This is a genomic window from Microbacterium sp. NPDC058389 (genome assembly GCF_042722305.1).
In the GTDB taxonomy this organism is placed as follows: domain Bacteria; phylum Actinomycetota; class Actinomycetes; order Actinomycetales; family Microbacteriaceae; genus Microbacterium.
Window position 1 is genome coordinate 1 of record NZ_JBHXJQ010000024.1, and the last position, 22,908, is coordinate 22,908.

A 22,908-nucleotide genomic window follows, 5' to 3' on the forward strand; every position below is an offset into this window, starting at 1 on the left:
GTCTCGACGCGGCCGGTGCGGACGGCGCCCACCGAGGTGCGGGTGCGGAACTCGACGCCCAGCGACTCCAGGTGAGCCCGGATCGCCGCCGCAGCGGATCGCGGGTCGGTCTGCAGGTCGGGGGCGATCCACGCGCCGCCGGCCGCCACGCCCGGACGCACCGCGACGCGCGCCTCGAGCGCGTCCGCGGTGAGCAGGTCGATGCCGCCGTCCGTGGCCGCCGCTGCGAGCAGCGCCAGCTCGTCGTCGTGACGGGCGACGACCAGGGTGCCGGACTCGCGCAGCCAGAACCCGGCGTCGTGCGCCAGCTGCAGCCACAGCGGACGCGACGCGTCGGCGTACTCGCGGGCCAGTCCGGTCTGTGCGCCGATGCAGAGGTGGCCGAAGTTGCGCACGGTGGCGCCGAGCGTCTCGGACGCCCGGTCGATCACGACCACGCGCTGTCCACGGCGGGCGGCGGCGTACGCGGCGCCGAGGCCCACGATGCCGGCGCCGACGACGGCGACGTCGAACGAGCGGTTCATCGGAACACCCTCCGCATCCACATGGCGATGCCTTCGACGATCAGCACCGTGACGAGGATCATCAGCACGATCGCCGTCACCATGCCGTAGTTCGCCCCCTGGCTGGCGTTGAGCAGGTAGTAGCCGACCCCGCCGCCGCCGACGATGCCGAGGATCGTGGCCGCGCGGATGTTGGTGTCGAGCAGGTAGAACGAGTGGCCGATGAGCGCACGCGATCCCTGCGGCACCGTGGCACCGGCGTACACCTGCAGGCGCGTGGCCCCGGTCGCGAAGAGGGCGCGCTCGGGGCCGCGGTCGACCTCTTCGAACGAGTCCGCGATGAGCTTGCCGAGGAGGCCCACACCGCCGACGGCCAGGGCGATCGTGCCCGCCTGCATGCCGAGCCCGGTGATCACGATGAGCACGATCGCGAGGATGATCTCGGGGATGCCGCGGATGCCGACGAGCGCGAACCTCGCGGTGCCGCGCACGCCCGCGCCGGCCGCCACGTTGCGTGCGGCGAACGAGCCGAGCAGCAGCGACGGCACGAGGGCGAGGAGCGTCGCGGCGAGCGCGATCGCGACGGTCTCGCGGAGCGCCTCGAACATCACCTCGGGGCCGTACACGCCGAAGGTCGGCGGCCAGAACTGCACGGCGACGGCAGGGATCTTCGCCCAGAAGGTCAGGAAGTCGCCCCAGTTGATCTGGCACACCCAGACCCCGGCGACCACGATCGCGACGGCGACCCAGCCGGCCACGACGTTGCGCACGCGCTCGGCGGTCCACGGGCGGCGCAACGCCGTCTGCGGGCTCTGCGCCCACGATGCGGCGGTCGAGGCGGAGCTCGGGGCGGCGGCACCCACCCGGTCCCGACGCATCACGCGACGGCCGACCAGGTGGTCGGCCCAGGTGGTGCGCAGGAGCCTGGTCCGCCGGTCGCCGGTGCGTCCGAGCATCCAGGCACGGACGACGCTGGAGACGATCTCCATCACCACGCACAGCACGAAGATGACGAGCGCGATGCCGAGGCCGAGCCCGTAGTTCAGCGACTTGAAGGCGTACGACATCTCCAGGCCGAGGCCCGCGACGCCGACGTAGCCGAGCACCACCGAGCCGCGCAGGTTGATGTCGTTGCGGTGCAGCACGGTCGCCACCCACGACGGCAGCACCTGCGGCAGGATGCCACTGAAGAACTCCTGCGCGCGAGAGCCGCCGGCCGCGCGGATCGCGAGGCGCGGCCCCTCGTCGATCTGTTCGATCGCGTCGGCGAACATCTTCGAGATCATGCCGATCGAGTGGATGCCGATGGCCAGGATGCCGGGCAGCGCGCCGAGCGAGAACATCAGCACGAACACCATGGCGAGCACGACGTCGGGCAGCGATCGTGCGAGGACGCCCGCGAACCGGGCCGCCGCCCGCCAGCCGTTGCCGGGGGTCGTGTTCGAGGCTGCGAGGTACGCGATCGGCACCGACAGGGCCGCCGCGAGCAGGGTACCCGTCAGCACGAGTCCGAGCGTGAGGGCGATGAGCCACGCGAGCTCGGCCGGCTCGGGGAAGCTGAGCGCGCCGACGCGCGCGAAGAAGCGCTCCGCGTTGCCCCAGCTGGCGATCATGTCGGGGAGCGAGATGTCGACCTCGCCGAGCGCGGCGATCGACACGGCCACGAGGGCGACGAGGGTGAGGCCGGCGGCGATGCGCTCGGGCGAGACCGGGCGCTTCGGCGCGCGCTCGGCGAGGGACGCGAGCGCCGGTGTCACGCGGGGACGGTCGACGGTGGTCGTCATCGCACCGGCTCCGCGCCCGTCACGAGGAGCTCGTCCTGCACGGCGCGCAGCTCGGCGGTCGTCGTCGCGACCCGGCCGTAGATCTCCATGACCTGGGTCTTCGTGAGGTCCTGCGTGGGCAGGTCGAGGACGACCCCGCCGTGGCGGAGTCCGACGATGCGGTCCGCCCACGAGATCGCGAGGTCGACCTGGTGCAGGCTGCAGATCACCGTGAGCCCCTCGTCGGCGGCGATCTCGCGGATGAGCGCCATGACCTGGTCGCTCGACTCCGGGTCGAGCGAGGCGACGGGCTCGTCGGCCAGCAGCACGCTCGGGTTCTGCATCAGGGCGCGGGCGATCGCCACGCGCTGCTGCTGCCCGCCCGACAGCGTGTCGGAGCGCTGGTACGCGCGGTCGAGGAGCCCCACTCGGTCGAGGTGCCCGAGGGCGGCGAGCCGACGGGCCTTCGCGTACGACCACAGGCCGAGCCGCGGTCCGCGCACGCCCGCGAGCGATCCGGTGAGCACGTTCTCGAGCACGGTCAGCGACGGCACGAGCTCGAACTGCTGGAAGATGAAGCCGACGCGGCTGCGCAGGCCGCGCAGGCGCCGGCCCGCGAGCGCGGGCACGTCCTCGCCGAGCACCTCGACGGAGCCGGAGGTGGGAACCTCCAGCCCGTCGAGGTGCCGCAGCAGGGTGGACTTGCCCGAGCCCGAGAGCCCGAGCAGCACGACGATCTCTCCGCGGTCCACGGTGAGCGTGACGTCGTCGAGGGCGGTGGTGGCGCCGAAGCGCTTGGTGACACCGTCCAGGCGGACGACCGTCTCGGGTGCGGTGGTGTTCATGGCTGCTCGGGTCCTCGTGCGGGTGCCGTCAGAGTGCGGGCGTCAGCCCTGGCACTGGGTCGCGTTCGTCGCCTTGCAGATGTCGCGGATGACGTCGTAGTACGCGTCGTCGACCGGCTTGGTGGCGTAGAAGACGCTGCGGAAGCCTTCGCTGTCGGCGCTGTCGACGCCGCTCGCGATGATGTCGTCGATCGTGACCTCGCCGAGGATCGAGACGAGCTGCTTCTTCACGTCGTCGGGCAGCGTGTTCGAGTACACGAGCGGCGCACCGGGCACCATCGTCTCCTCGATGACCTTCACCTTGTCGGACTTGGCGACCTCGCTGTCCTCGGCGAAGCCCGCCTCGCACTCGACGCCCTCGCCGACCTTCTGGACGCTCACGTCGTGCTTGCCGGCGAAGACCGGGGTGACGTCCTTCTCGGGGTCGATGCCCTCTTCGAGCAGGTTGTACGACGGGAAGAGGTAGCCCGAGGTCGACGACGGGTCGACGAAGCAGACCTTCTTGCCCTGGAAGTCGGCGAGAGAGGCGATGCTGCTGCCGGTCGGGACGATCGCCTGCGAGTAGTAGCCCGGCTCCTGGCCCTCCGCGGTGACGATGGACGAGATCGGGGTGAGCTGCGCGCCGTTGTTCGTCGCGGTCACGTACGTGAAGCCCGAGAACGAGGCGACGTCGATCTTGCCCGCGATGGCCGCCTCGATGAGGGCGGCGTAGTCGGTCGACTCGTGGTACTCCACTGTCTTGCCGGTCTCCTGGGCGATGTAGTCCATGAGCGGCTGGTAGTTGGTCTCGGTGTCGGCCGAGTCGGGGACGACGCCGAACACGAGGGTGTCGGAGTCGACGGCGTAGCCGGACGTCGTGGCGGCGTCCTCGGCGGCGCCGGCGTCGCCGGAGCACGCGGACAGACCGAGGGCGAGGAGCGCGGCGCCGGCGAGGGCGATCGACGCGCGGGTGGCACGGAGGTTCATGACGACCTTTCGGGTGAGGGAGGGAGGAAGAACCTCCAGAACTCTCGCACCGGTTGCACCGAGAAATGTACCTACGTGGTGATTGTTCAAGGGTTGTTCACCCAAGTCACGCGGGGGCGAACAGTTTGCGCCGCGAACGTCGCGCATCCGGCATCCCGAGTAGTATTCCTACGTGGCAGATACGGTGTACAAGCTCATCGCCGACGACCTGCGTGCCCAGATCGTGGGCGGACGTCTCGCACCCGGTGACGACGTACCCACCGAGGCCGAGCTGGCCGAGCGCTGGAACACGTCCCGTGGCCCGGTGCGCAACGCGCTGGCCGCACTGCGCAACGAGGGGCTCCTCGAGACCACGCGCGGGCGACCGGCGCGGGTGACCGCGCGCAAGGCGCACCAGGCCGTCGACGTGTCGATCCCGTTCACGCGCTGGGCGCGGGAGATCGGCGCCGCGCCGGGTGCGCGCACGCAGGAGGTGAGCCTGCGCCGCGCCGACGCCGAGAAGGCCGAGCTGCTCGGCATCGACGAGGGCGACCTCGTCGTCGATGTGCTGCGACTGCGTCTGCTCGACGGCCGCGCCACCATGCTCGAGCGCCTCACCTACATCGAGCCCGTCGGGCGCGTGCTGTTCGGCGTCGATCTCGACACCGTGTCGATCACCGAGTACCTCGAAGAGCACGGCACCGCCTCCGCCGACGTCGACCACGAGATCGACGCCATCGGCGCCGACGACACCGACAGCCTGCTGCTCGGGGTGCCGCTGGGCGCCCCGGTGCTGCGCCTGCGGCGCGTGACGAGGGATGCCGGCGGCCGCACGTTCGAGGCGTCCGACGACCGCTACCTCAGCGACATCGTGCGGTTCACGGTGTCGGCCTCGGGGCGGTCGCGTCAGGGCGACGCGTACGTGCGCCCGCTCGGCAGCGCCTGACCCGGCTCACATCGCGAGCAGCGCGATGCCCGCGACGACGACGACGGATGCCGCGACCCGCGCCCCCGGTCGCCCCTCGCGCAGCACGAACGCGCCGAACAGGCTCACCAGCACGACGCTCACCTCCCGCATCGGCGCCACGATCGACACCGGTGCGATGGTGACGGCGGTGAGCACGAGGATGTACGACAGCGGCGAGAGCACACCGAAGACGACCAGCCGTCGCCAGTCCCGGCGCAGCAGCCGCACCCCCTCGGGCAGTCGCCGCCCGAGCAGCGCCGTGAACACCGGGAGCTCCAGCGCGGTGCAGCCGACCATGAACGCGACCGGCGAGAGCTGCCACGTGCGCAGCGCCTGGGCGTCCCACAGCGTGTAGGCGGCGATCGCGGCGCCGGTGAGGAGGCCGAACACGATCGCCGGATCGACGCGGCGACCGTCCGCCGGCCGCTCGCCGGCACGGTCCACGAAGCCGATGCCGATGACGCCGGCGAGGATCGCGGCGACCCCGACGAGGGCGATCGGCGACGGGCGCTCGCCGATCACGGCGACCGCGACGATCACGGTCAGCAGCGGGCCGCTCCCCCGCGCCGTCGCATACACGGTCGACAGGTTGCCGACCGCGTAGCCCCGTTGCAGCACGAGCATGTAGACCACGTGCAGCACCGCCGAGACCGCGACGCCGAGCGCGAACCCCTGCAGATCGGCGGTGCCGCCGCCGAACGACCCCAGCCCTCCGGTGAGCGGCACGACCGGCAGCCACAGCACGGTGCTCACGAGCGATCCGGCCCACAGGAAGGGCAGGCCGGATCGGCTGGCGCCGTGCGCGATGACGTTCCACGACGCGTGGGCGACCGCCGCGGCGAGGACGAGGAGGACGGCGAGACCGGACACGCGGGACCCTTCCGTGCGTCGCGGGCGCGACGAACCGGGTCCTCCGGGCTTTTGTCCTGTCAGATGACGACCCGCCGTCAGGGCGGCCGGTCGTGGCGCCGCTCGGACCAGTCGAGCCGTGGCTCCGGAACCCTAGGCGCTATCGGGGTCACCGTAGCACGCCCGGGTGACGTGCCTTCCGACGGGCACTCGCAGTGCCTGTCACGGCGCGCGGGGTGGACGTAGCGTGGAGGCATGACCGACATCCGTGCCGAGGCGAAGGAGTTCCTGAGCTCGCGGCGAGCACGCATCACTCCCGAGGAGGCGGGGCTCCCCGCGTACGGCGGCAACCGCCGCGTGACGGGCCTGCGCCGCGAAGAGGTGGCGATGCTCGCCGGCGTGTCGGTGGACTACTACGTGCGACTCGAGCGCGGGAACCTCGCGGGCGCGTCGGAGTCGGTGCTCGATGCCGTCGCCCGCACGCTGCAGCTCGACGAGGCCGAACGCGAGTACCTGTTCGACCTGGCGCGCGCGGCCGGCCCCACTCGCCGCGGCGAGCGCCGGGTGCCCTCGACGGTGCGCCCGGCAGTGCGGCAGGTGCTCGACGCGATCACCGAGGCGCCCGCCTGGGTGCGCAACGGACGCCACGACATCCTGGCCACGAATCTACTGGCGCGTGCCCTCTACTCCCCCGTGTTCGACGACCCGCGGCGGCCCGTCAACACGACGCGCTTCGCCTACCTCAACCCTGCGGCACGCGAATTCTGGCGCGACTGGGAGCGCATCACGCACGACTCCGCCGCGATGCTGCGCCTGGAGGCCGGCCGCAACCCGCACGACCCGGAGCTGATCCGTCTCATCGGCGAGCTGTCGACGCAGAGCGAGCTGTTCCGCGAGCGGTGGGCGTCGCAGGACGTCAAGTTCCACCGCAGCGGCGTCAAGCGCCTGCACCACCCGGTCGTCGGCGACCTCGAGCTCCACTACGAGTCGATGGACCTGCCGAGCGAGCCGGGACTCGTGCTCAACGTGTACACGGCCCCGGCCGGCTCGCCGTCGTCCGATGCCCTCAAGCTGCTGGCATCGTGGGCGGCGACGCAGGCGGCCGAGTTCGCCGCCGCCGACACGACGGCGACGGGGTCGATCACTCCGGCATGACCAGGAGGGTCGTGGTGGCGGCATCCACTCCGGTGATGGCGCCGACCGGACCCGGGCCGAACCGGTCGTACTTCGCGTGGAGCGCCGCGCTGACCCCGGGGCCGAGCGCGGGGTCGGCGAGGCGGAAGGTCACGTCCTGCTCGACGCCGCCGGACGAGATGCGCCCGGCCCCCGAGCGCACCGCCCGTCGGAACCAGCCGTTCTCGGGCCCGTGCGCCGAGCGCAGGTAGAGGGCCTCATCGACCACGACGTGCCAGATCGTCACGTACGGACGCAGCGAGCCGTCGGGCCGGCGCGACGACACGCGCAGCTCGGTGGCACCGCCGACGCGGCGCAGGTCACCCTCGTCCCACGCGGCCATCAGAGGCCAACCATCGCCATGCCGGCGTCGTCGTAGCGATTGCCCGCGACGGTCGCCGCCAGAGCGTCGAGCGTCGCGATGTCATCGGCCGACAGTGCGACGGCGGTCGAGCCTGCATTCTCGTCGACGCGTTCGCGGCGGCGGGTCCCTGGGATCGGGACGATGAAGGGATGCCGCGACAGCAGCCACGCGAGCGCCACCTGTGCGGGCGTGGCCTCGCGGGCGGCGGCGATCCCGCGGACACCGTCGACGATCGCCTGGTTGGCGCGCAGGTTGTCGGGCTGGAATCGGGGCACTCGACCGCGGATCTCGCCGGCGCCGAACGTGGCGTCGGCCGAGACGGTCCCGGTGAGGAACCCCTTGCCGAGCGGGCTGAACGGCACGAAGCCGATGCCGAGCTCGGCAAGCGTCGGCAGCACGTCGGTCTCGGGGTCGCGGGTCCACAGCGAGTACTCGCTCTGCACCGCTGTGACGGGGTACACCGCGTGGGCGCGGCGGATGGTCTGCGCACCGGCCTCCGACAGCCCGAAGTGCGCGACTTTGCCCTCCCTGACCAGCTCGGCGACGGCGCCCGCGACCTCTTCGATCGGCACGTCGGGGTCGACGCGGTGCTGGTAGAACAGGTCGATCGTCTCGACGCCGAGACGCTGCAGCGAGGCGTCCGCCACGCGGCGGATCTGCTCGGGCCGCGAGTCCGTCCCCTGCATACGGCCGTCGACGATGTTCCAGCCGAACTTCGTCGCGACGACGACCTGGTCGCGGATCGGGGCGATCGCCTCGCCCACGAGCACCTCGTTGTCGTACGGGCCGTAGACCTCGGCCGTGTCGATGAAGGTCACGCCCTGCTCGACGGCGTACCGCAGCACGCCGATCATGTCGTCGCGATCACCCGGGTTGGGACCGTAGCTCATCGACATGCCCATCGCGCCGATGCCGATGGCCGAGACCTCGAGTCCCTGACCGAGCTTCCTGGTGTGCATGGATCCTCCTCGTGCCGCCCGCGACGCTCGCCCGCGGCATCCCCATTCCACATCGTCCGGGTGCGCCGCGGGAGTCCCTCCGAAGACAGGTACTGCGAGAACCTCCCCGGCTCGTGCTCGTCGTGGGCGAACGCGGGCTCGTCGCGGGCCGAGTCCTGGGATGCGGGTACCCGCGGCACCGGAGAGGATGGACGGATGCGAGAACTGACGGAGGTCGCCGACGGCGTGTTCGTCGCGACGAGCGCCATCATGTCGACGACGTCCACCGTGCTCATCGGCGACGACGAGGCGCTGCTCATCGACCCGTGCTGGCTGCCGACCGAGCTCGACGGCCTCGCAGACACGCTCGACGCCCGCGGGCTCACCGTGGTCGGCGGCTTCGCGACGCACGCGCACCACGACCACCTGCTGTGGCACGAGAGGTTCGGCAGGGCGCCGCGCTGGGCGTCTCAGGCGACCGCGGCGCTCGCCCGCGACGAGCGCGCGGAGCTGCTCCACAGCCTCGGCGCCGGGTTCCCGCACCCGCTCGCCGACCTCATGGGACGCGTCGACGGAGTGGATGCCGCCATCCCGTCCGAATCGGTACCCCGCGGCTTCGCCCCTGAACTCGTGGTGCACGACGGCCACGCTCCCGGGCACACCGCCGTGTGGCTTCCCGAGCAGCGCGTGCTGGTCGCCGGCGACATGCTGAGCGACCTCGAGCTGCCGCTGCCGTTCGCACCCGACGACCTCGACTCGTACGTCGCCGCGCTCGACCGGCTCGCCCCGTACGCGGCACAGGCCGCCGTCGTGATCCCCGGCCACGGCACCCCGGGGGGCGACGCGCTCGCTCGGCTCGACGCCGACCGCCGCTACCTCAACGACGTGGTCGCCGGGCGCGCTCCCGCGGACCCGCGCCTCGCGAACCCCGGGATGGACCAGGAGTACGAGCGGCTCCAGCGGATGGTCGCCGCGAACGGCTGAGGCGCCGGCCGGGCCCGACGATCAGTTCGTCAGCCGGGCGCGCAGCTCGTCGCCGGCCGCACGCATCACCGCGAGGACACGATCGCGCACATCCACGCCGCGAGGCCAGTTCGCCAGCACCGCATACGCCAGTCGCCGGTCCGGCGACATCACGAGTCCCGTGTCGGCGCGCACGGTCGAGATCGTGCCCGTCTTGTTCCACAGCCACACATCGCGATCGAAGTAGTAGTGCGCGAGCGGGTCGAGCCCGAACGCCGCGGCGACCATCGACAGATCCATGCCGGCGCCGAGCCACCGCTGCAGCGTGTCGGCGGACGCAGGAGTGAGGTCAGCCGCCGTCGCGGTGCGCGTGACGAACCGCACGAGCTCCTCCGCGGTCGCGTGCGAGAGCGTCCGCGGCGCACCCGGCGGCAGCGGCCAGCGGACGACGTCGTCGAGGCCGGATCTCTCGTAGCCGAGGGCGCGGGTGTGCCGCTGCACGACGGGCAGGCCGATGACCCGGCTGAGCGTGTTCGTGGCGGCGTTGTCGCTCACGGCGCCGATCAGCGCCGCCACGTCATACAGCGACAGGGTGTCGGCCTGAAGCAGGTACCAGAGCCCCGAATTGTCCATCCACTCGACCGGGCGGCGGGTGACCCGCTCCTCCAGCGAGCGCTCGCCCGCGTCCACCTCGGTCAGCAGACGGTGCAGCAGGAACACCTTTCCGACGCTCGCGGTGTCGAGCTCCACCTCGGGGCGATGGCGGAACACCGTCTCGCCCGAGTCGACGTCGACCGCCAGCGCGGAGAACCGCAGTCCCGGGATCTGCTGCTCGAGCTCCTCGATTCCGACGACCATGCTTCCTCCGCTCAGCCGAGCTTCTCGTCGTCACGGCGGCGGCCGGTGACGTGAGCGCGCAGCTCCTCGCCGATGGCGTGCATCGCGTCGAGCACCGGCGCACGCAGGTCGTCGTCGGAGTCCTTCCAGTTCGCCGCCACAGCGTACGCGACCGACGCCCGCGGCCCCGACAGATGGCCGATGTCGATGCGGGCGAACGACGTGCTGCCCGTCTTGTGCCGCAGGACCATGCCCTGGTACTCCGGGTCGACGTGCGCGAGCGGGTCGAGCAGCAGCGCGTCGGCGACCATCGACGTGTCGGTGTCGGCGGCCAGCCAGTCGAGCACGCGCCCGCTGACCGCCGGCGTCTCGACCTCTCCGGCGCCGAGTCTGCGCATGAGCTCGGCCAGCTCTGCCGCGGTGCCGTATGACGGCGTCCACGGCAGATCGGGCGTGCGTTCGTTGCGGATGTAGTCGTGCAGCGACGTGTCGGCGAAACCGAGACCGGGAGCCACCGCCCGCACCGCGTCGAGGCCGCAGAGCGCCAGCAGCGCGTTGGTGGCGAGGTTGTCACTGACCGCGCCGACGAGCAGGGCGGCGTCGTCGACCGTCAGCCGCTGATCGCGCATGCGATACAGCAGCCCGGAATCAGCGACGCGGTGCTCGTCGGGGATCTCGATGCGCTGGTCGGGGTCCAGCTCGCCGGACTCCAGCCGCCGCGCCACCTCGATGAGCAGGAACACCTTGCCGATGCTCGCCGTCTCGCACTGCTGCTGCGGCGCATGTTCGGCGAGGACGGCCGCGTCGGCGGCATCCACGATCCTGACCGACCACCGCACCCGCGGGTCCAGCGCGGGCAGGCTCAGGGCGCTCACAGGGCCGCCCCTACCGTGAGTCGGGCGGGTCCGCCGGCCGGGGCGACCAGTGCGCCGTCGACGTTCAGCGGGATGCTGAGCGCGTCGGGATCGTGACCGAACCCCTGCTCCCCCACCACCGGGACGCCGAGGTCGCAGAGATACTCCCGCAGCAGCGCGGCCACCCGGCCGAGTGAGGCGGACGCGTCGGGGCCTTCCGGTCCGTCGGGGCCGCCGCAGTTGTGCCACGAGCCGAGCACGATGCCCGACGCGGCGCCGATGCGGCCGGCTCGCCAGAGCGCCAGGAGGAACCCGTCCAGCCGGTAGGTCTCTTCGTCGATGTCTTCGAGGAACAGGATGCCGCTCGGCAGCACCGCGGCTTCCACGGCGCCCAGAGCACCGGCAAGGAGGCTGAGGTTGCCGCCGGTGAAGCGTCCCTCGGCGGTGCCGGGCACGACCACCTCGGTCCGGGGGCCCACGATGTCGCGTCCGCGCCACGGCTCGAAGAGCCAGCGCCGGACGTCGGCGCGGATGAACTCGGAATCGCGGAACACGTCATTGCCGGGCATCGGGCAGAACAGCGTCGGCACGTCCAGGTGCACCCGGAACGCCTCGTGCAGCGCGGTGACGTCCGACGAGCCGGTCAGCAGCTTCGGGCGCCCGTCCCGGCGGAGGGCCGCCGCCCGCATCGCCTCCCAGTCGATGCCGTCGAGGAGGCGCATCGCGCCGTAGCCGCCGCGCACGCACACGACGGCCGCGGTGTCGGGGTCGAGCCACGCGTCGACGAGGTCCTGACGACGGGCGTCGTCGCCGCCGGCGAGGTACTTCGCCCGCGGGTGCGGATCGAGCACATGATCGCCGACCACCACGTCGAGGCCCCAGTCGCGGTAGTACGACACCGCGCGCTCGAGACTCTCGGCGCTGCCCGGTCCCGAGGGCGAGACGAAGCGGACCCGGTCACCCGGCTGCAGCGGCGCGGTGTCGAGATAGGCGAACCGGTCGGCCGCCACGAGAGGCGCGGTCATGCCAGCCGCCGTTCGATCGTCGGCGCCGCTGCCAGCAGCCGCCGCGTGTACTGATGCTGGGGGTCGAGCAGCACCTGCTCGGTGGTCCCGTACTCCACGAGCGCGCCCTCGTACATCACCGCGACGGTGTCGGCGATGTTCCAGGCCAGCCCCAGATCGTGCGTGATCACGAGGGCGCTCAGGTCGAGGCGGTCGCGCAGCGACAGGATCAGGGAGAGGATCTCGCCACGCACCGAAGCGTCCAGGGACGCGACGGGTTCGTCCGCGACGAGCAGCTGCGGCCCGACGGCGAGCGCACCGGCGATCACCGCACGCTGGCGCTGACCGCCGGAGAGCTCCTGCGGGATCGCGGTGAAGAAGCGCTCCGGGGGCGTGAGCTCGGCATCCGCCAGCGCCTGCGCCACGCGCTCCTGCTCGTCCCCCGGGTAGCGCTGCACGCGCAGACCCTCGGCGACCGACTCGTAGATGCTGAGCTTCGGGTTCAGCGCCGCGGACGGGTCCTGCAGCACCATCTGCACCTCGCTGCGGAACTCGCGCAGCGCGCGCCCCTTGCGCGGGATCTCCTTGCCGCGGAAGCGGATGGTCGACCCTTCGTCCGGATGCTGAAGGCCGACGATGGTGCGAGCGAGCGTGGTCTTGCCCGATCCGGACTGCCCGACGAGGGCGAGGATCTCGCCGCGCCGCAGCGTCAGGTCGACGTTCTTCACGGCGGCGAGGGGCTTCCCACGCCCGTGGTACGTCACGGTGACGCCCCGCGTCTCCAGCAGCACCTCCTCCGAGAGCTCGCGAGTTCTTCCGCCTGGCGCGTCGCCTCGGCGGGTGACCGGGTTCAGTCGCGACGCCGGGTCCCCGATCGTGGGGAACGCCTCCGCAAGCTGACGCGTGTACGGGTGCTGCGGATTCGTGCACACCTCGTAGGCGTCGCCGACCTCGACGAGCCCGCCGTCGCGCATGACGGCGATGCGCTCGCACGCCGTGGCGAGCACCGACAGGTCGTGGCTGATCATCATCATCGAGATCCCGCGCTCGGCCACGAGCACGCTGATCATGTCGAGGATCTGCTTCTGCACGATCACGTCCAGCGCCGTGGTGGGCTCGTCCGCGATGATGATGTCGGGCTCGCAGGCGAGCGCCATCGCGATCATGACGCGCTGCTTCTGTCCGCCGGACAGCTCGTGCGGGTACGCATCGGCCTTGGCCGGCGGCAGGTCGACATCGCTGAGCAGTTCGACGATGCGCGCCTTGCGGGCCTTGTCGGTCTTCCAGCCGTCCGCGACGTGCAGCTCCAGCGCTTCGAGGATCTGCTGCCCGACGGTGCGGACCGGGTTGAGCGAGTGCATCGCCCCCTGGAAGACGATGGATGCCTCGGCCCAGCGCAGCGCGCGCAGCTCGCCGAAGCGCAGGTCGGCGATCGCCGTCTCGCCGATCAGCACGCGGCCCTCGATGGCGGCGTTCGGCGGCAGCAGACGCAGCACGCTCATGGCGAGCGTGGACTTGCCCGAGCCCGACTCGCCGGCCACGCCCAGCGTGCCGCCGGCGGGGAGCTTCAGCGAGACGTTCTTGACGGCGGCGACCTCGCCGCGGTCATTGCGCCCACTCGTGCGATAGACGATCGAGACGTCGTCGAAGGTCAGATCCGGCATCTCAACGGCTCCTCAGCGTCGGGTTCACGATCGTCTCGACGGCGCGCCCGACAAGGGTGAAGGCGAGCACGACCAGGACGATGGCCAGGCCCGGGACAAGGACGTACCACCAGTACCCCGCGGTGGCGGCGGAGACGTCCATCGAGTTCTTGAGGACCGACCCCCACGACTGGAGGGTCGCGTCTCCGAGACCCAGGAACGACAGCGTCGACTCGGCGATGATCGCCGACCCCACGGTCAGCGTCGTGTTCGCGAGCACCAGCGGGAGCACCGCCGGAAGCAGGTGCTTGCCGATGATGTGCCAGTGCCCGGCGCCCAGCACCCGCGAGCGCTCGATGTAGTCGCGCGACTCCACCGACAGCGTCTGCGCGCGCACGACGCGGGCAGTGCCGGCCCACGAGGTGAGCCCGATCGCGATCACGATCGTCCAGACACCGCGAGAGAGCACGATCGAGAGCACGATCGCGAGGATCAGCGAGGGCAGCACGAGGAAGAAGTCGATGATCCGCATCAGCAGCCCGCCGGTCCATCCGGTGAAGTGCCCGGCCGCGATGCCGACGACGGTGCCGATGATCATGGAGACGGCGGTGGCGGCGAAGCCGACCAGCAGCGACACGCGTGCGCCCCAGATCATCCGCACCCACAGCTCCCGGCCCTGGTCGTCGGTGCCGAGCGGGTGCTCGAGCGACGGCGGGGCGAATCGGGGGGAGTCGAGCAGCTTCGTCACGTCCAGCATCCAGGCCGGGGCGATCAGCGGCGCCAGCACCGCGAGCAGGATGATCACGGCCAGGAACACGAGGCCGGCCATGCCGGCGCGGTTGCGCGAGAACTCCCGGCAGAAGGTGGCGAATGCGCGCCGGCGGCGCGCCCAGGCCATGCTGCGCGGCGAGCGCGCGATGGTGGCGGTGGAGCCGCTCATCCGCGCCTCACTCTCGGGTCGAGCCGGCGGTACACGAAGTCCGCGACGAGGTTCGTGAAGATGATGATCGCGGAGAAGACCACGAAGGTTCCCTGCAGCAGCGGCAGGTCCGGACCCTGGATGGCCTGGTAGGTGAGCTTGCCGAGGCCGGGCCACGAGAACACCGTCTCGACGGTCACCGCGCCCGCGATGAGCCCGCCGATGTGCAGGAAGACCAGGGTCACGGTCGGCAGCAGGGCGTTGGGCACCGCGTGACGCGTCCGCAGGTCGTCGTCCTTGAGCCCCTTGGCCCGGGCGGTGATCAGGTAGTCGGCGCTCTTCTCCTCCATGACCGACGCGCGCATGACCATCACATACTGCGCGTACACGACGGCGACCATGGTGATCACCGGCAGCACCATGTGCGAGATGACGTCGAAGATCTTGCCGAGGGTGTCGTCGGGCGGGTCCGGCGAGACCATGCCGCCGGTGGGGAACCAGTGCAGCGTCCCGCCGAAGACCATCAGCAGGAGCAGCGCGAGCCAGAACGTGGGCACCGACCACAGCACGAGCGACGTGCCGGTCGTCGTCTTGTCGAATCGCGATCCCGGACGCCACCCGGCCTTCTGCCCGAGCCACAGGCCGAGCGCGATGGCGATGACGGCCGACGTGCCGGTGAGCAGGATCGTGTTCCAGAAGTAGTCGCCGATCAACGAGGCGACGCTCTGCTTGTACACGTAGCTCTCACCGAAGTTGAGCGTGAAGACGTTGACGAGGTAGTCGCCGAACTGCTGCCAGAGCGGCTTGTCGAGTCCGAGCTGCGCGCGCAGCTGCGCGATCTGCTCGGGCGACATGGGATGCTCTCGGGCCGCCTTGGCGACCGGGTCACCCGGCAGGATCTTGAAGGCGAAGAATCCGAGGAGGATCACCATCGCGAGGCTGATGAGGGCCCCGCCGATCTTGGTGAGCGCGAACTTCAGCGCCGGGCTGCTGCGGACGGAGGCTTCGCCCTGCTCCTCGAGGATCACCGCCTCGGTGGGGGGGACTGTGCTGCTCATGTGCTTCTTCGCTGGGTCGTGGGTGTGAGAGGGCTGCCACGCTTCGGTGGCCGCGGCGAGTTCGCCGCGGCCACCGAAGGGATCACTCTACGTCACCGCTCTTGCGCCGCCGGATCACGATGTAGATCACTGCGCCGATCACGATGACCGCGATGACCACACCGGTCACGATCAGGCCGACATTTGGGCCGTCGGATGCCGCGGACTCGCCGTCCTCGGCGGCGACGGGCGCCACGTCCTTGAAGCCCCAGTACCCGGACTGGTTGGCGATGATGCCGCCGTCGGCGGGCATCATGCGGAAGTCCGTGAAGCGGTCGGAGCGGTAGGCCTCCAGCCCGTTGGCGAACCAGTACGTGATCTGTGCCGTGTCGGTGTAGTTGAGCGCGAGCATGTCGTGAACGATCGACTCACGCGTCGCGGGGTCGAGCTCGGTTCGCTGCTCCTGGTACATCTCGTCGAACTCGGCGTTGCACCAGCCGTCCTGGTTGGTGGCACCGGTGCCGTCGGTCTCGGTGGGCAGCGCGGCGCACGTGTTGATGCCGAGCTGGTAGTCCGGGTCGGGACCGATGCTCCAGCCGCTCAGGTAGATGTCGTAGTCGCCCGAGACGGCCACCGCGCTGATGGTGTCGGAGTCGGTCGACACGATCTGCACGTCGATGCCGATCTCCTTCATCCACGGCTGGAAGTACTGCGAGATCGCCTGCTCGGTCGGGTCGGAGGCATCCACCGTCAGCCGGATGGAGAGCTTCTGCCCGTCCTTCACGCGGATGCCGTCGTCGCCGGCCACCCAGCCGTCGGCGTCGAGCTTCGCCATGGCCTTCTCGGGGTCGTACGCGAACTCCTCGACCACCGGGTCGTCGGTGGGGAGCGTCCACTGCGGGTACGAGGCGGGGATGAAGCTCGTGCCGGGGTCGCCGAGGCCGCCGAGGACCTTGTCGAGCAGCGTCTGCGTGTCGGTGCCGAGACGGATCGCCTGACGCACCTCGACGTCCTGCAGCGCGGGGTTGCCCGTGCCGAACGGACGCCCGTCGACCGTCTTCAGGCCGCTGTTGATGCTGAACGACGAGTACCGCCGGCCGATGCCCGAGTGGACCGTGATGCCCTCGACGTCCTTGAGCGCGTCGTACTGCGTCGGCGTGAGACCCGAGACGAAGTCGACGTCGCCGGAGCGCAGCGCCTGCACCTGCGCGTCGGAGTTCGTGTAGTAGACGTACTGGATCTTGTCGATCTTCGGGGCGCCGTCCCAGAACGTCGGGTTGGCCTTGAGCGTGATGAACTGGTTCGCCTTGTAGCTCTCCAGCAGGAACGGACCGGAGCCGACGACGTCAGCGTCGTTCGCGTACTCCGCCGGGTTCGAGATCTCGGACCAGATGTGCTCGGGGACGATCGGGATCTCGATCGCCGGGTTCGGCGCCTGCGCCTCCTTGAGGTTGATGACGACCGTCTTGTCGTCGGGCGCCTCGACGCTGTCGAAGTTGGAGACGAGGCTGCCGTTGGCGACGCTCAGCTCCGGCACCTCCATCATCTGGTCGAACGTGTACTTCACGTCACCCGAGGTGATCGGCTCGCCGTCGGACCACTCGAGGTCGTCCTGCAGGGTGAACGTCCACGTCTTGCCGCCGTCGGTCACGTCCCAGTGATCGGCCAGGCCCTTGGTCGGAGAACCGTCGACGTCGCTGTTCTGGACGAGGTTCTCGTACATGTAGCGGATGAGGTTCGTCGGCAGCAGGTAGATCGAGACGAACGGGTTGAACGTGTCGACGAATCCGGAGGTCGCGATCCGCATCGTCTTGGCATCGTCGCCGGACGAGGGAGAATCGGACGGGTCCGCTGCGTGGACACGAGTGGGCGCTGCCGCATTCGCCGCAGCCGCCGGAGCGACGAGGAGCGCGGTGGCGGCGACGAGTGACATCGCGCGGATCAGATGTTTGCGGTGCCGTGATCGCATGTGAGTCCTTCCATCGGGGGAGGTCCGGAATCCGGACTTCAAGGGATGCAGCAATGCAACATCATGCGGCACCTTCGGTCACCGTATTTGTACCCGATCTTCATGAGAACGTAACGACCTGAGGGGCGCTCCCACCCTTCCGGGAAGGCGTCACTCGCGGAGCAGGTTGTGCAGTATGAAGGCCCACTGCGAGCTTTGCGCACGTGAGTCGCAGACCAAATCCGCCTTCAGTTGTCATATTGCTCATCCCACCGACGCTTGACCGACTCTCGCTGTTGCGAGATGATCCGTAGCGGATCATCCCACAAAAGGAGAAATCGTGACCGCTGCGCCCGCGCCCGCCGAGCAGCTCGCCCCCGCGACCTGGCACACTCGGCTGGTGCGCGCCGACGCCGCTGCGGGATGGGACGGGCATCGATGGACCTCGGACGTCCTCGAGCCCGGGTTTCCGGTGGGCGTCCACCCCGACGAGGTCGTCGCATCGTGGAACCTCGATGCCGGCGCCGGAGCCGACGTCTCGATCCGCGCGCGGAGCATCGACACCGGATGGCACGAGTGGCAGCAGCTCGCGCGATGGGGAGCGGCGGGCGACCGACGCAGCGCCCCCGCTCCCGGCGACGACGACCGCGACCCGCTCCGCCCGATCATCGACACCGACATCCTGCGCGCCGCCCCCGGGGACCGCTGGGATGCCGTCCAGCTGCGACTCGTGCTGCACGACGGGCCGCCGGCATCCACTCCCCCGCTGCGGCTCGCGGCGGCGAGCTTCAGCGCCCCGGCCGACCCCGCTCCGCCTGTCCCGGCCGAGTCCCCGCGCGTGCCGCGGGCGGCGCATGCGGTCGTCGTGCCGCCGCTGTCGCAGCGCGCGTACCCGCCGCGCGCCGACCTCGGCGGGGGCGGGCCCGGCTGGTGCTCGCCGACCTCGCTGACGATGGTGGCCGCGACCTGGGGAGTCGACATCCCGGCGGCGGCACCCGCCGACGTCCCTGCCGGCGCAGACCCTCGCGTGCCACGGGTCGCGCGCGCCGTGTACGACTCGTCGTACGACGGCACCGGGAACTGGGCGTTCAACGCCGCACTGGCCGGCGAGCTCGGACTGGATGCCGTCGTCACGCGCCTGCCGTCGCTGCAGGAGGCCTCCGAGCTCACGCGGTCCGGCATCCCGCTGATCGCCTCGATCTCGTTCCGCGACGGCGAGCTGCCCGGCGCCGACTACGCGACGGCGGGCCACCTCCTGGTGATGCGCGGGTTCGACGCCCACGGCGACGTGCTGGTCGCCGACCCGGCGAATCCGGGCGGCGAGGCGGGACTGCGGACCTACCCTCGCGACGCGTTCGACACCGCGTGGTCGCACAGCCGGCGCACCGTCTACCTCATCACGCCTCGCGGCCATGCCCTGCCGCCGGCCGGCTCGACGGCGGCCTGGTGAGCACTCCAGCCCGGAGTGCGAGACGCAGGCGGGGGCTCTCAGGCCGGCACATCGGCGAGCAGCGCCTCCAGCAGGTCGACCCGCTCGCCCAGCGATGCCAGCGAGACGTGCTCGGTGACGGCGTGCGCGCCCCCTCCGCGCGGTCCGAAGCCGTCGACCGTCGGGATGCCGAGGCTCCCGAGCAGATTCGTGTCGCCCGCGCCGGTCGCGGGCCGGGCCTCGACGACCTGGCCGATGCGCCGTCCTCCGGCCGCGATCGCGGCGACGAGCCCATCGTCCGCGGTCGACGGACTCCAGGCGGGGCGACTGCTGAGGACGGCCGTCTCCACGACCGCGTCGCGGCGTACCGGCTCGAGCCCTCCCAGCGCGGCCATGACCCGGCCCTCGGTGACGGCATCCACGAATCGCAACCCGATCTCGGCCTGCGCGTGCGCCGGCACGACGTTGGCGCGGCCGCCGCCCGAGATCGTGCCGACGTTGCAGAGCACCTCCGACGGCAGTGCGGGGTCCGCGACCACGGCGCGCACACGGACCAGCTGGTCGACGAGCTCGTCGATCGCGGAGATGCCGTTCTCCGGGTCGAGTGCGGCGTGCGACGCCCGGCCCCGGACCTCCAGCCGCAGTCGCGTGCTGCCGCGGCGGCCGACCTTCAGAGCGCCGTCCGGATGCGGCGATTCGAACCCGATCGCCCCCGAGACCCCCTCCGCGCTGCGGCGCAGCAGCGCCTGCGTCGTCGGCGAGCCGATCTCCTCGTCGCACACGACGACCACCCGGACGCTCCGGTGGCGACGGCCCTGCAGACGCTCCAGCGCCGCGATCATCACGAGCAGGCCGCTCTTCATGTCGTACACGCCCGGGCCGCGCACGATGTCGCCGTCGATCGACCAGGGCACGGCTCCGTCCAGCGCACCACGCGGCCACACGGTGTCGGAGTGCCCGACCAGCAGCAGCGGGTCGCCCTCACCGGCGACTTCGGCGACGAGGCTGGTGCCGGCATCCGTGGTCTCGAATGCCACGGTCGCGCCTGCGCCCTGCCACCACTCGGCCAGCTGGGCGGCCATGTGCTCGCTCGCGGCCGCGTCACGCGACGGGGACTCGATGCGCGCGAGGCGTTCCAGTCGTCCGACGAGGTCGCCGGACGTGCCGCCACGAGTGTGAGTCATATTCTGTCCCGTCTGTCTTTTGAATCATATCTCGCGCTTGATGCCACTGTAAGTCTGCGATAAATTCGGCAATCGACCGGTTTGCCCGCCAACATAGGATTCGTATCGTGCCCCCCACGCTCGCTCCCTCGCTCCGCGCCGAGACGCTGACCTCGGGTGAGCAATTCCGTGCCGCAGCCAGCCTCTACACCCGCGTGTTCGGCTACGACCGACCGGAGTTCTCCCTCAACCCGAACCTTCTCAGCGCACTGGCGCGAAACGGCGGATCCGCGGTCGGCGTGTACACCGTCGACGATGAGCTCGTCGGCTTCGCCTATGGATTCGCGGGGCGCGACCACGACGGCAGCGAGTTCCACTACTCGCAGGCCGCGGTCGTCGACGCCGCCTATCAGGGCGCCGGCGTCGGCCGTCTGGCCAAGGAGCACCAGCGCACCGTCGCCCTCGGGTGGGGGCACCGCACGATGCGATGGACCTTCGATCCGGTGCTCGCACGCAACGCGCACTTCAACTTCTCGTCGCTGCGCGGCGAGGGCGTGGCGTTCGTCCCCGACTACTACGGCAGGCCCGGCACCGACCGCGTCGTCGTCGAGTGGGCGCTGGACCGCGACGACGACCCGTACGCCGACCTGCGCCGCGCCGAACCCCCGCGGCTCGGCCGCGCGGATTGGGGGCGCGTGACGCGCGCCGAGGCGGCACGACCCGACGGCGGCGTCCAGGACGCCGCGTGGGTGGCGATCCCGGCCCAGGCGACAGCGCTGTCGGACGACGACGAGGAGCAGGCGTCGCACGACCGGGTCCGCGCACGGCTGCGGGAATCGCTCACACGACTCGTGGCCGAGGGGAGCATACTCGTGGCCTGCACGCGGATCGACGAGTCCACGGCCGCCTACATGGCGGTCCGACGCAGCAAGGGGGAGGCAGCGTGATGACCACGCACGAATTCGACGACAGCGAGCACGACCGCTCGCTCGTGTCACCGGGCGAACGGTACGGCGACCGGTTCCGGATGAACATCTCGGCCGAGGCGCTGCAGACGCGCGTCATCGAGGCCGAGACCCGGGCGCTGGCGCTGACTTTCGAGGAGCTCAGTCGCAGCGGGGACGTCCCTCGCGCCGCCGCTCTGATCCTCGGTGCGCGCCGGCGGTACATCACCGGTCGTGGCAAGGCGGCCGCCTATGCCGAGCTGCTCGGCGCAGACCTCGGGGCGACGCTGTCGAACGTGTTCCTCGTCGACGGCCGGGCGCTGACCCCGCTCACCGTCCTCACCGACGTGCGGGCGACAGACGTGCTGGTCGCCTTCACCATGCGGCGGTATCGCGAAGAGACGGTGCGGTTCGGCGAGCTGTTCCACCAGGCCGGCGGCCAGCTCCTGCTCATCACCGACAGCGCGGACGCCCCGCTCACCGACATCGCCACGACGGTGATCCACGTGCACACGCACTCGGCCTCGTACGCGGACTCCCCCACCGCGGTCGCCGCCGCCTGCCACCTGCTGAGCACCCTGACGACCGCCAGCGCGAAGGGCGCCCGTCGGCGCCTGACCGTCCGCGACGAGCTTGCGTCGGCATTGCACCTGTACCGCCCCGAGGCCGACAAGGAGCTCCTCGAGTGAGGATCGACAGACTGCGGCTGTTCGAGGTGAACCTGCCGCTCGTCCACGGGTTCGAGACGAGCTCGCACCGCAAGACCGGGCTGACCCACCTGCTGGTCGAAGCCACCGAGGCCGACGGACGGGTGGGATGGGGCGAGATCGCCTCACCCGCCGACCCGTTCTACGGCCCCGAGACGACGGCCACGGCGTGGACCATCGCCGAGCGCTATCTGGTCCCCGCGGCGGTCGGCGCGACATGGGAGACCCCCGAGGAGCTGGAGTCCCGCTGGTACCGCATCCGCGGCCACGAGTTCGCGAAGGCGGGGTTCTCCATCGCCGCGTGGGACCTGCACGCACGATCGGCCGGCCTCTCGCTCGCGAGTTCGCTCGGCGGCACGCGCACCGAGGTGACCGCCGGAGTCTCGCTCGGCATCGAGCCCACCGTCGACGAGCTGCTCACGCAGGTCGCACGGCAGGTCGACAGCGGGTATTCCCGCGTCAAGCTCAAGATCGCGCCCGGCTGGGACGTCGCGCCGGTGCGCGCCGTGCGGGCCGCGTACCCCGAGCTCGACCTGCACGTCGACGCCAACGGCGCGTACGCCGACACCGACGAGACCGCGTCCGTGATGCGCTCGCTCGACGCACAGGGCCTCACGATGATCGAACAGCCGTACGCGCCGCGCGACTTCGTGGCGCACGCCCGCCTGCAGCGCACCCTCTCGACCCCGATCTGCCTCGACGAGTCGATCGTCGACGTCGCCGACCTGCACACGATGCTGACGCTCGACGCCGGCCGCGTGCTGAACATCAAGGTGTCGCGGATGGGCGGACTCACCGCCGCCCGCCGCGCACACGACATCGCGCAGGACGCCGGCGTGCCCGTCTGGTGCGGTGGGATGCACGAGTTCGGCGTCGGGCGCGCGGCGAACGTCGCCATCTCGTCTCTGCCGAATTTCACCCTCCCCTCCGACGTGTCAGGCTCGGACAAGTACTACGCACGCGACGTCGTGGTGCCGCCGGTGCTCGCAGACCAGGGCGTCGTGCAGGTCCCCGTCTCGCCGGGCCTCGGACACGTCGTCGACGTGGACTGGGTGCGACAGAACGCGACGCGCATCCTCGACACCGCGGCCGCGGCCGTCTGAACCGGAAGGA

Annotated in this window: 22 protein-coding genes; 7 read left to right on the forward strand and 15 right to left on the reverse strand. The window is 71.0% G+C overall.

All coding sequences use genetic code 11. The features are described from left to right. The 4 genes from ACFWJ8_RS20100 to ACFWJ8_RS20115 all read right to left on the reverse strand — a co-directional run. Positions 1–524 (reverse strand): FAD-dependent oxidoreductase (locus tag ACFWJ8_RS20100; RefSeq protein WP_378814889.1); only part of this gene is annotated, 524 nt, incomplete at its 3' end. Continuing rightward, entirely contained in the window at positions 521–2,287 is a 1,767-nt protein-coding gene (locus ACFWJ8_RS20105; RefSeq protein ID WP_378814890.1) for a PhnE/PtxC family ABC transporter permease, read from the reverse strand. The genes ACFWJ8_RS20105 and ACFWJ8_RS20100, both read right to left, overlap by 4 nt. Next, positions 2,284–3,111: a phosphonate ABC transporter ATP-binding protein gene (gene phnC / locus ACFWJ8_RS20110; protein WP_378814892.1), complete on the reverse strand. Its 828-nt coding sequence runs from the start codon at positions 3,109–3,111 to the stop codon at positions 2,284–2,286. The genes ACFWJ8_RS20105 and phnC overlap by 4 nt, the downstream gene beginning before the upstream one ends. A 42-nt stretch (positions 3,112–3,153) precedes the next feature. Beyond that, positions 3,154–4,077, reverse strand: a complete 924-nt coding sequence (locus ACFWJ8_RS20115; protein ID WP_378814894.1) for a phosphate/phosphite/phosphonate ABC transporter substrate-binding protein — start codon at positions 4,075–4,077, stop codon at positions 3,154–3,156. A 172-nt stretch (positions 4,078–4,249) separates the two neighbouring features. Here ACFWJ8_RS20115 and ACFWJ8_RS20120 point away from each other — a divergent pair, with 172 nt between their 5' ends. Beyond that, positions 4,250–5,002, forward strand: a complete 753-nt coding sequence (locus ACFWJ8_RS20120; protein ID WP_378814896.1) for a GntR family transcriptional regulator — start codon at positions 4,250–4,252, stop codon at positions 5,000–5,002. A gap of 6 nt (positions 5,003–5,008) precedes the next feature. On the opposite strand, the gene ACFWJ8_RS20125 is transcribed toward ACFWJ8_RS20120, so the two are convergent. Continuing rightward, positions 5,009–5,893: an EamA family transporter gene (locus ACFWJ8_RS20125; protein ID WP_378814898.1), complete on the reverse strand. Its 885-nt coding sequence runs from the start codon at positions 5,891–5,893 to the stop codon at positions 5,009–5,011. A 234-nt stretch (positions 5,894–6,127) separates the two neighbouring features. On the opposite strand from ACFWJ8_RS20125, the gene ACFWJ8_RS20130 reads away from it, so the two are divergent. Next, positions 6,128–7,027, forward strand: coding sequence for a helix-turn-helix transcriptional regulator (locus ACFWJ8_RS20130; RefSeq protein ID WP_378814900.1), 900 nt, complete (start codon positions 6,128–6,130; stop codon positions 7,025–7,027). Here ACFWJ8_RS20130 and ACFWJ8_RS20135 read toward each other — a convergent pair. Together ACFWJ8_RS20135 and ACFWJ8_RS20140 are read right to left on the reverse strand one after the other, a co-directional pair. After that, positions 7,014–7,388, reverse strand: coding sequence for a DUF2255 family protein (locus ACFWJ8_RS20135; protein WP_378814902.1), 375 nt, complete (start codon positions 7,386–7,388; stop codon positions 7,014–7,016). The two genes, ACFWJ8_RS20130 and ACFWJ8_RS20135, sit on opposite strands and share 14 nt — an antisense overlap. Continuing rightward, positions 7,388–8,368 carry an aldo/keto reductase gene (locus ACFWJ8_RS20140; RefSeq protein WP_378814904.1) on the reverse strand — a complete coding sequence of 327 codons (981 nt, stop codon included), beginning with the start codon at positions 8,366–8,368 and terminating at the stop codon, positions 7,388–7,390. The genes ACFWJ8_RS20135 and ACFWJ8_RS20140 overlap by 1 nt, the downstream gene beginning before the upstream one ends. A gap of 195 nt (positions 8,369–8,563) precedes the next feature. Here ACFWJ8_RS20140 and ACFWJ8_RS20145 point away from each other — a divergent pair, with 195 nt between their 5' ends. Continuing rightward, complete coding sequence (locus tag ACFWJ8_RS20145) at positions 8,564–9,331, forward strand: MBL fold metallo-hydrolase (protein ID WP_378814906.1); 768 nt, start codon at positions 8,564–8,566, stop codon at positions 9,329–9,331. A gap of 21 nt (positions 9,332–9,352) precedes the next feature. Here ACFWJ8_RS20145 and ACFWJ8_RS20150 read toward each other — a convergent pair whose 3' ends face one another. The 7 genes from ACFWJ8_RS20150 to ACFWJ8_RS20180 form a co-directional block, all read right to left on the reverse strand. Beyond that, a complete protein-coding gene (locus tag ACFWJ8_RS20150) occupies positions 9,353–10,168 on the reverse strand; it encodes a serine hydrolase (RefSeq protein ID WP_378814908.1) in 816 nt (271 codons plus the stop codon). 11 nt (positions 10,169–10,179) lie between these two features. Next, positions 10,180–11,022, reverse strand: coding sequence for a serine hydrolase (locus ACFWJ8_RS20155; protein WP_378814910.1), 843 nt, complete (start codon positions 11,020–11,022; stop codon positions 10,180–10,182). After that, entirely contained in the window at positions 11,019–12,026 is a 1,008-nt protein-coding gene (locus ACFWJ8_RS20160) for an LD-carboxypeptidase (RefSeq protein WP_378814912.1), read from the reverse strand. Before ACFWJ8_RS20160 ends, ACFWJ8_RS20155 begins: the two co-directional genes overlap by 4 nt. Next, the gene (locus tag ACFWJ8_RS20165; RefSeq protein WP_378814914.1) at positions 12,023–13,669 is read right to left on the reverse strand and encodes an ATP-binding cassette domain-containing protein; all 1,647 of its coding nucleotides are present in this window, start codon (positions 13,667–13,669) and stop codon (positions 12,023–12,025) included. The genes ACFWJ8_RS20160 and ACFWJ8_RS20165 overlap by 4 nt, the downstream gene beginning before the upstream one ends. A 1-nt stretch (position 13,670) precedes the next feature. Beyond that, positions 13,671–14,588, reverse strand: a complete 918-nt coding sequence (locus tag ACFWJ8_RS20170) for an ABC transporter permease (RefSeq protein ID WP_378814916.1) — start codon at positions 14,586–14,588, stop codon at positions 13,671–13,673. After that, positions 14,585–15,625: an ABC transporter permease gene (locus tag ACFWJ8_RS20175; protein WP_378814918.1), complete on the reverse strand. Its 1,041-nt coding sequence runs from the start codon at positions 15,623–15,625 to the stop codon at positions 14,585–14,587. Before ACFWJ8_RS20175 ends, ACFWJ8_RS20170 begins: the two co-directional genes overlap by 4 nt. 82 nt (positions 15,626–15,707) lie before the next feature. Then, positions 15,708–17,537: an ABC transporter substrate-binding protein gene (locus ACFWJ8_RS20180; RefSeq protein WP_378814920.1), complete on the reverse strand. Its 1,830-nt coding sequence runs from the start codon at positions 17,535–17,537 to the stop codon at positions 15,708–15,710. A 355-nt stretch (positions 17,538–17,892) separates the two neighbouring features. Between ACFWJ8_RS20180 and ACFWJ8_RS20185 the strand changes: the two genes are divergently transcribed. Then, positions 17,893–19,002, forward strand: a complete 1,110-nt coding sequence (locus tag ACFWJ8_RS20185; RefSeq protein ID WP_378814922.1) for a C39 family peptidase — start codon at positions 17,893–17,895, stop codon at positions 19,000–19,002. A gap of 38 nt (positions 19,003–19,040) precedes the next feature. Here the strand turns inward: ACFWJ8_RS20185 and ACFWJ8_RS20190 are convergent, their stop codons facing one another. Next, complete coding sequence (locus ACFWJ8_RS20190) at positions 19,041–20,165, reverse strand: M20/M25/M40 family metallo-hydrolase (protein ID WP_378814924.1); 1,125 nt, start codon at positions 20,163–20,165, stop codon at positions 19,041–19,043. Between the two features lie 107 nt (positions 20,166–20,272). On the opposite strand from ACFWJ8_RS20190, the gene ACFWJ8_RS20195 reads away from it, so the two are divergent. From ACFWJ8_RS20195 to menC, 3 genes are read left to right on the forward strand one after another with little or no spacing between them, the layout of a single operon-like run. Continuing rightward, the gene (locus ACFWJ8_RS20195; protein WP_378814925.1) at positions 20,273–21,091 is read left to right on the forward strand and encodes a hypothetical protein; all 819 of its coding nucleotides are present in this window, start codon (positions 20,273–20,275) and stop codon (positions 21,089–21,091) included. Then, positions 21,091–21,777 carry a MurR/RpiR family transcriptional regulator gene (locus ACFWJ8_RS20200; protein WP_378814927.1) on the forward strand — a complete coding sequence of 229 codons (687 nt, stop codon included), beginning with the start codon at positions 21,091–21,093 and terminating at the stop codon, positions 21,775–21,777. The genes ACFWJ8_RS20195 and ACFWJ8_RS20200 overlap by 1 nt, the downstream gene beginning before the upstream one ends. After that, the gene (menC, locus tag ACFWJ8_RS20205) at positions 21,774–22,898 is read left to right on the forward strand and encodes an o-succinylbenzoate synthase (protein WP_378814929.1); all 1,125 of its coding nucleotides are present in this window, start codon (positions 21,774–21,776) and stop codon (positions 22,896–22,898) included. Before ACFWJ8_RS20200 ends, menC begins: the two co-directional genes overlap by 4 nt. Positions 22,899–22,908 lie beyond the last annotated feature (10 nt).

Bases quoted from the DNA above. Each gene is read 5' to 3' on its own strand.
- ACFWJ8_RS20180 (WP_378814920.1), bottom strand. From the start codon at position 17,537: ATGTCACTCGTCGCCGCCACCGCGCTCCTCGTCGCTCCGGCGGCTGCG.
- ACFWJ8_RS20140 (WP_378814904.1), bottom strand. From the start codon at position 8,368: ATGCACACCAGGAAGCTCGGTCAGGGACTCGAGGTCTCGGCCATCGGC.
- ACFWJ8_RS20200 (WP_378814927.1), top strand. From the start codon at position 21,091: ATGACCACGCACGAATTCGACGACAGCGAGCACGACCGCTCGCTCGTG.
- ACFWJ8_RS20175 (WP_378814918.1), bottom strand. From the start codon at position 15,625: ATGAGCAGCACAGTCCCCCCCACCGAGGCGGTGATCCTCGAGGAGCAG.
- ACFWJ8_RS20170 (WP_378814916.1), bottom strand. From the start codon at position 14,588: ATGAGCGGCTCCACCGCCACCATCGCGCGCTCGCCGCGCAGCATGGCC.
- ACFWJ8_RS20115 (WP_378814894.1), bottom strand. From the start codon at position 4,077: ATGAACCTCCGTGCCACCCGCGCGTCGATCGCCCTCGCCGGCGCCGCG.
- phnC (WP_378814892.1), bottom strand. From the start codon at position 3,111: ATGAACACCACCGCACCCGAGACGGTCGTCCGCCTGGACGGTGTCACC.
- ACFWJ8_RS20130 (WP_378814900.1), top strand. From the start codon at position 6,128: ATGACCGACATCCGTGCCGAGGCGAAGGAGTTCCTGAGCTCGCGGCGA.
- ACFWJ8_RS20160 (WP_378814912.1), bottom strand. From the start codon at position 12,026: ATGACCGCGCCTCTCGTGGCGGCCGACCGGTTCGCCTATCTCGACACC.
- ACFWJ8_RS20190 (WP_378814924.1), bottom strand. From the start codon at position 20,165: ATGACTCACACTCGTGGCGGCACGTCCGGCGACCTCGTCGGACGACTG.
- ACFWJ8_RS20150 (WP_378814908.1), bottom strand. From the start codon at position 10,168: ATGGTCGTCGGAATCGAGGAGCTCGAGCAGCAGATCCCGGGACTGCGG.
- ACFWJ8_RS20135 (WP_378814902.1), bottom strand. From the start codon at position 7,388: ATGGCCGCGTGGGACGAGGGTGACCTGCGCCGCGTCGGCGGTGCCACC.
- ACFWJ8_RS20165 (WP_378814914.1), bottom strand. From the start codon at position 13,669: ATGCCGGATCTGACCTTCGACGACGTCTCGATCGTCTATCGCACGAGT.
- ACFWJ8_RS20145 (WP_378814906.1), top strand. From the start codon at position 8,564: ATGCGAGAACTGACGGAGGTCGCCGACGGCGTGTTCGTCGCGACGAGC.
- ACFWJ8_RS20105 (WP_378814890.1), bottom strand. From the start codon at position 2,287: ATGACGACCACCGTCGACCGTCCCCGCGTGACACCGGCGCTCGCGTCC.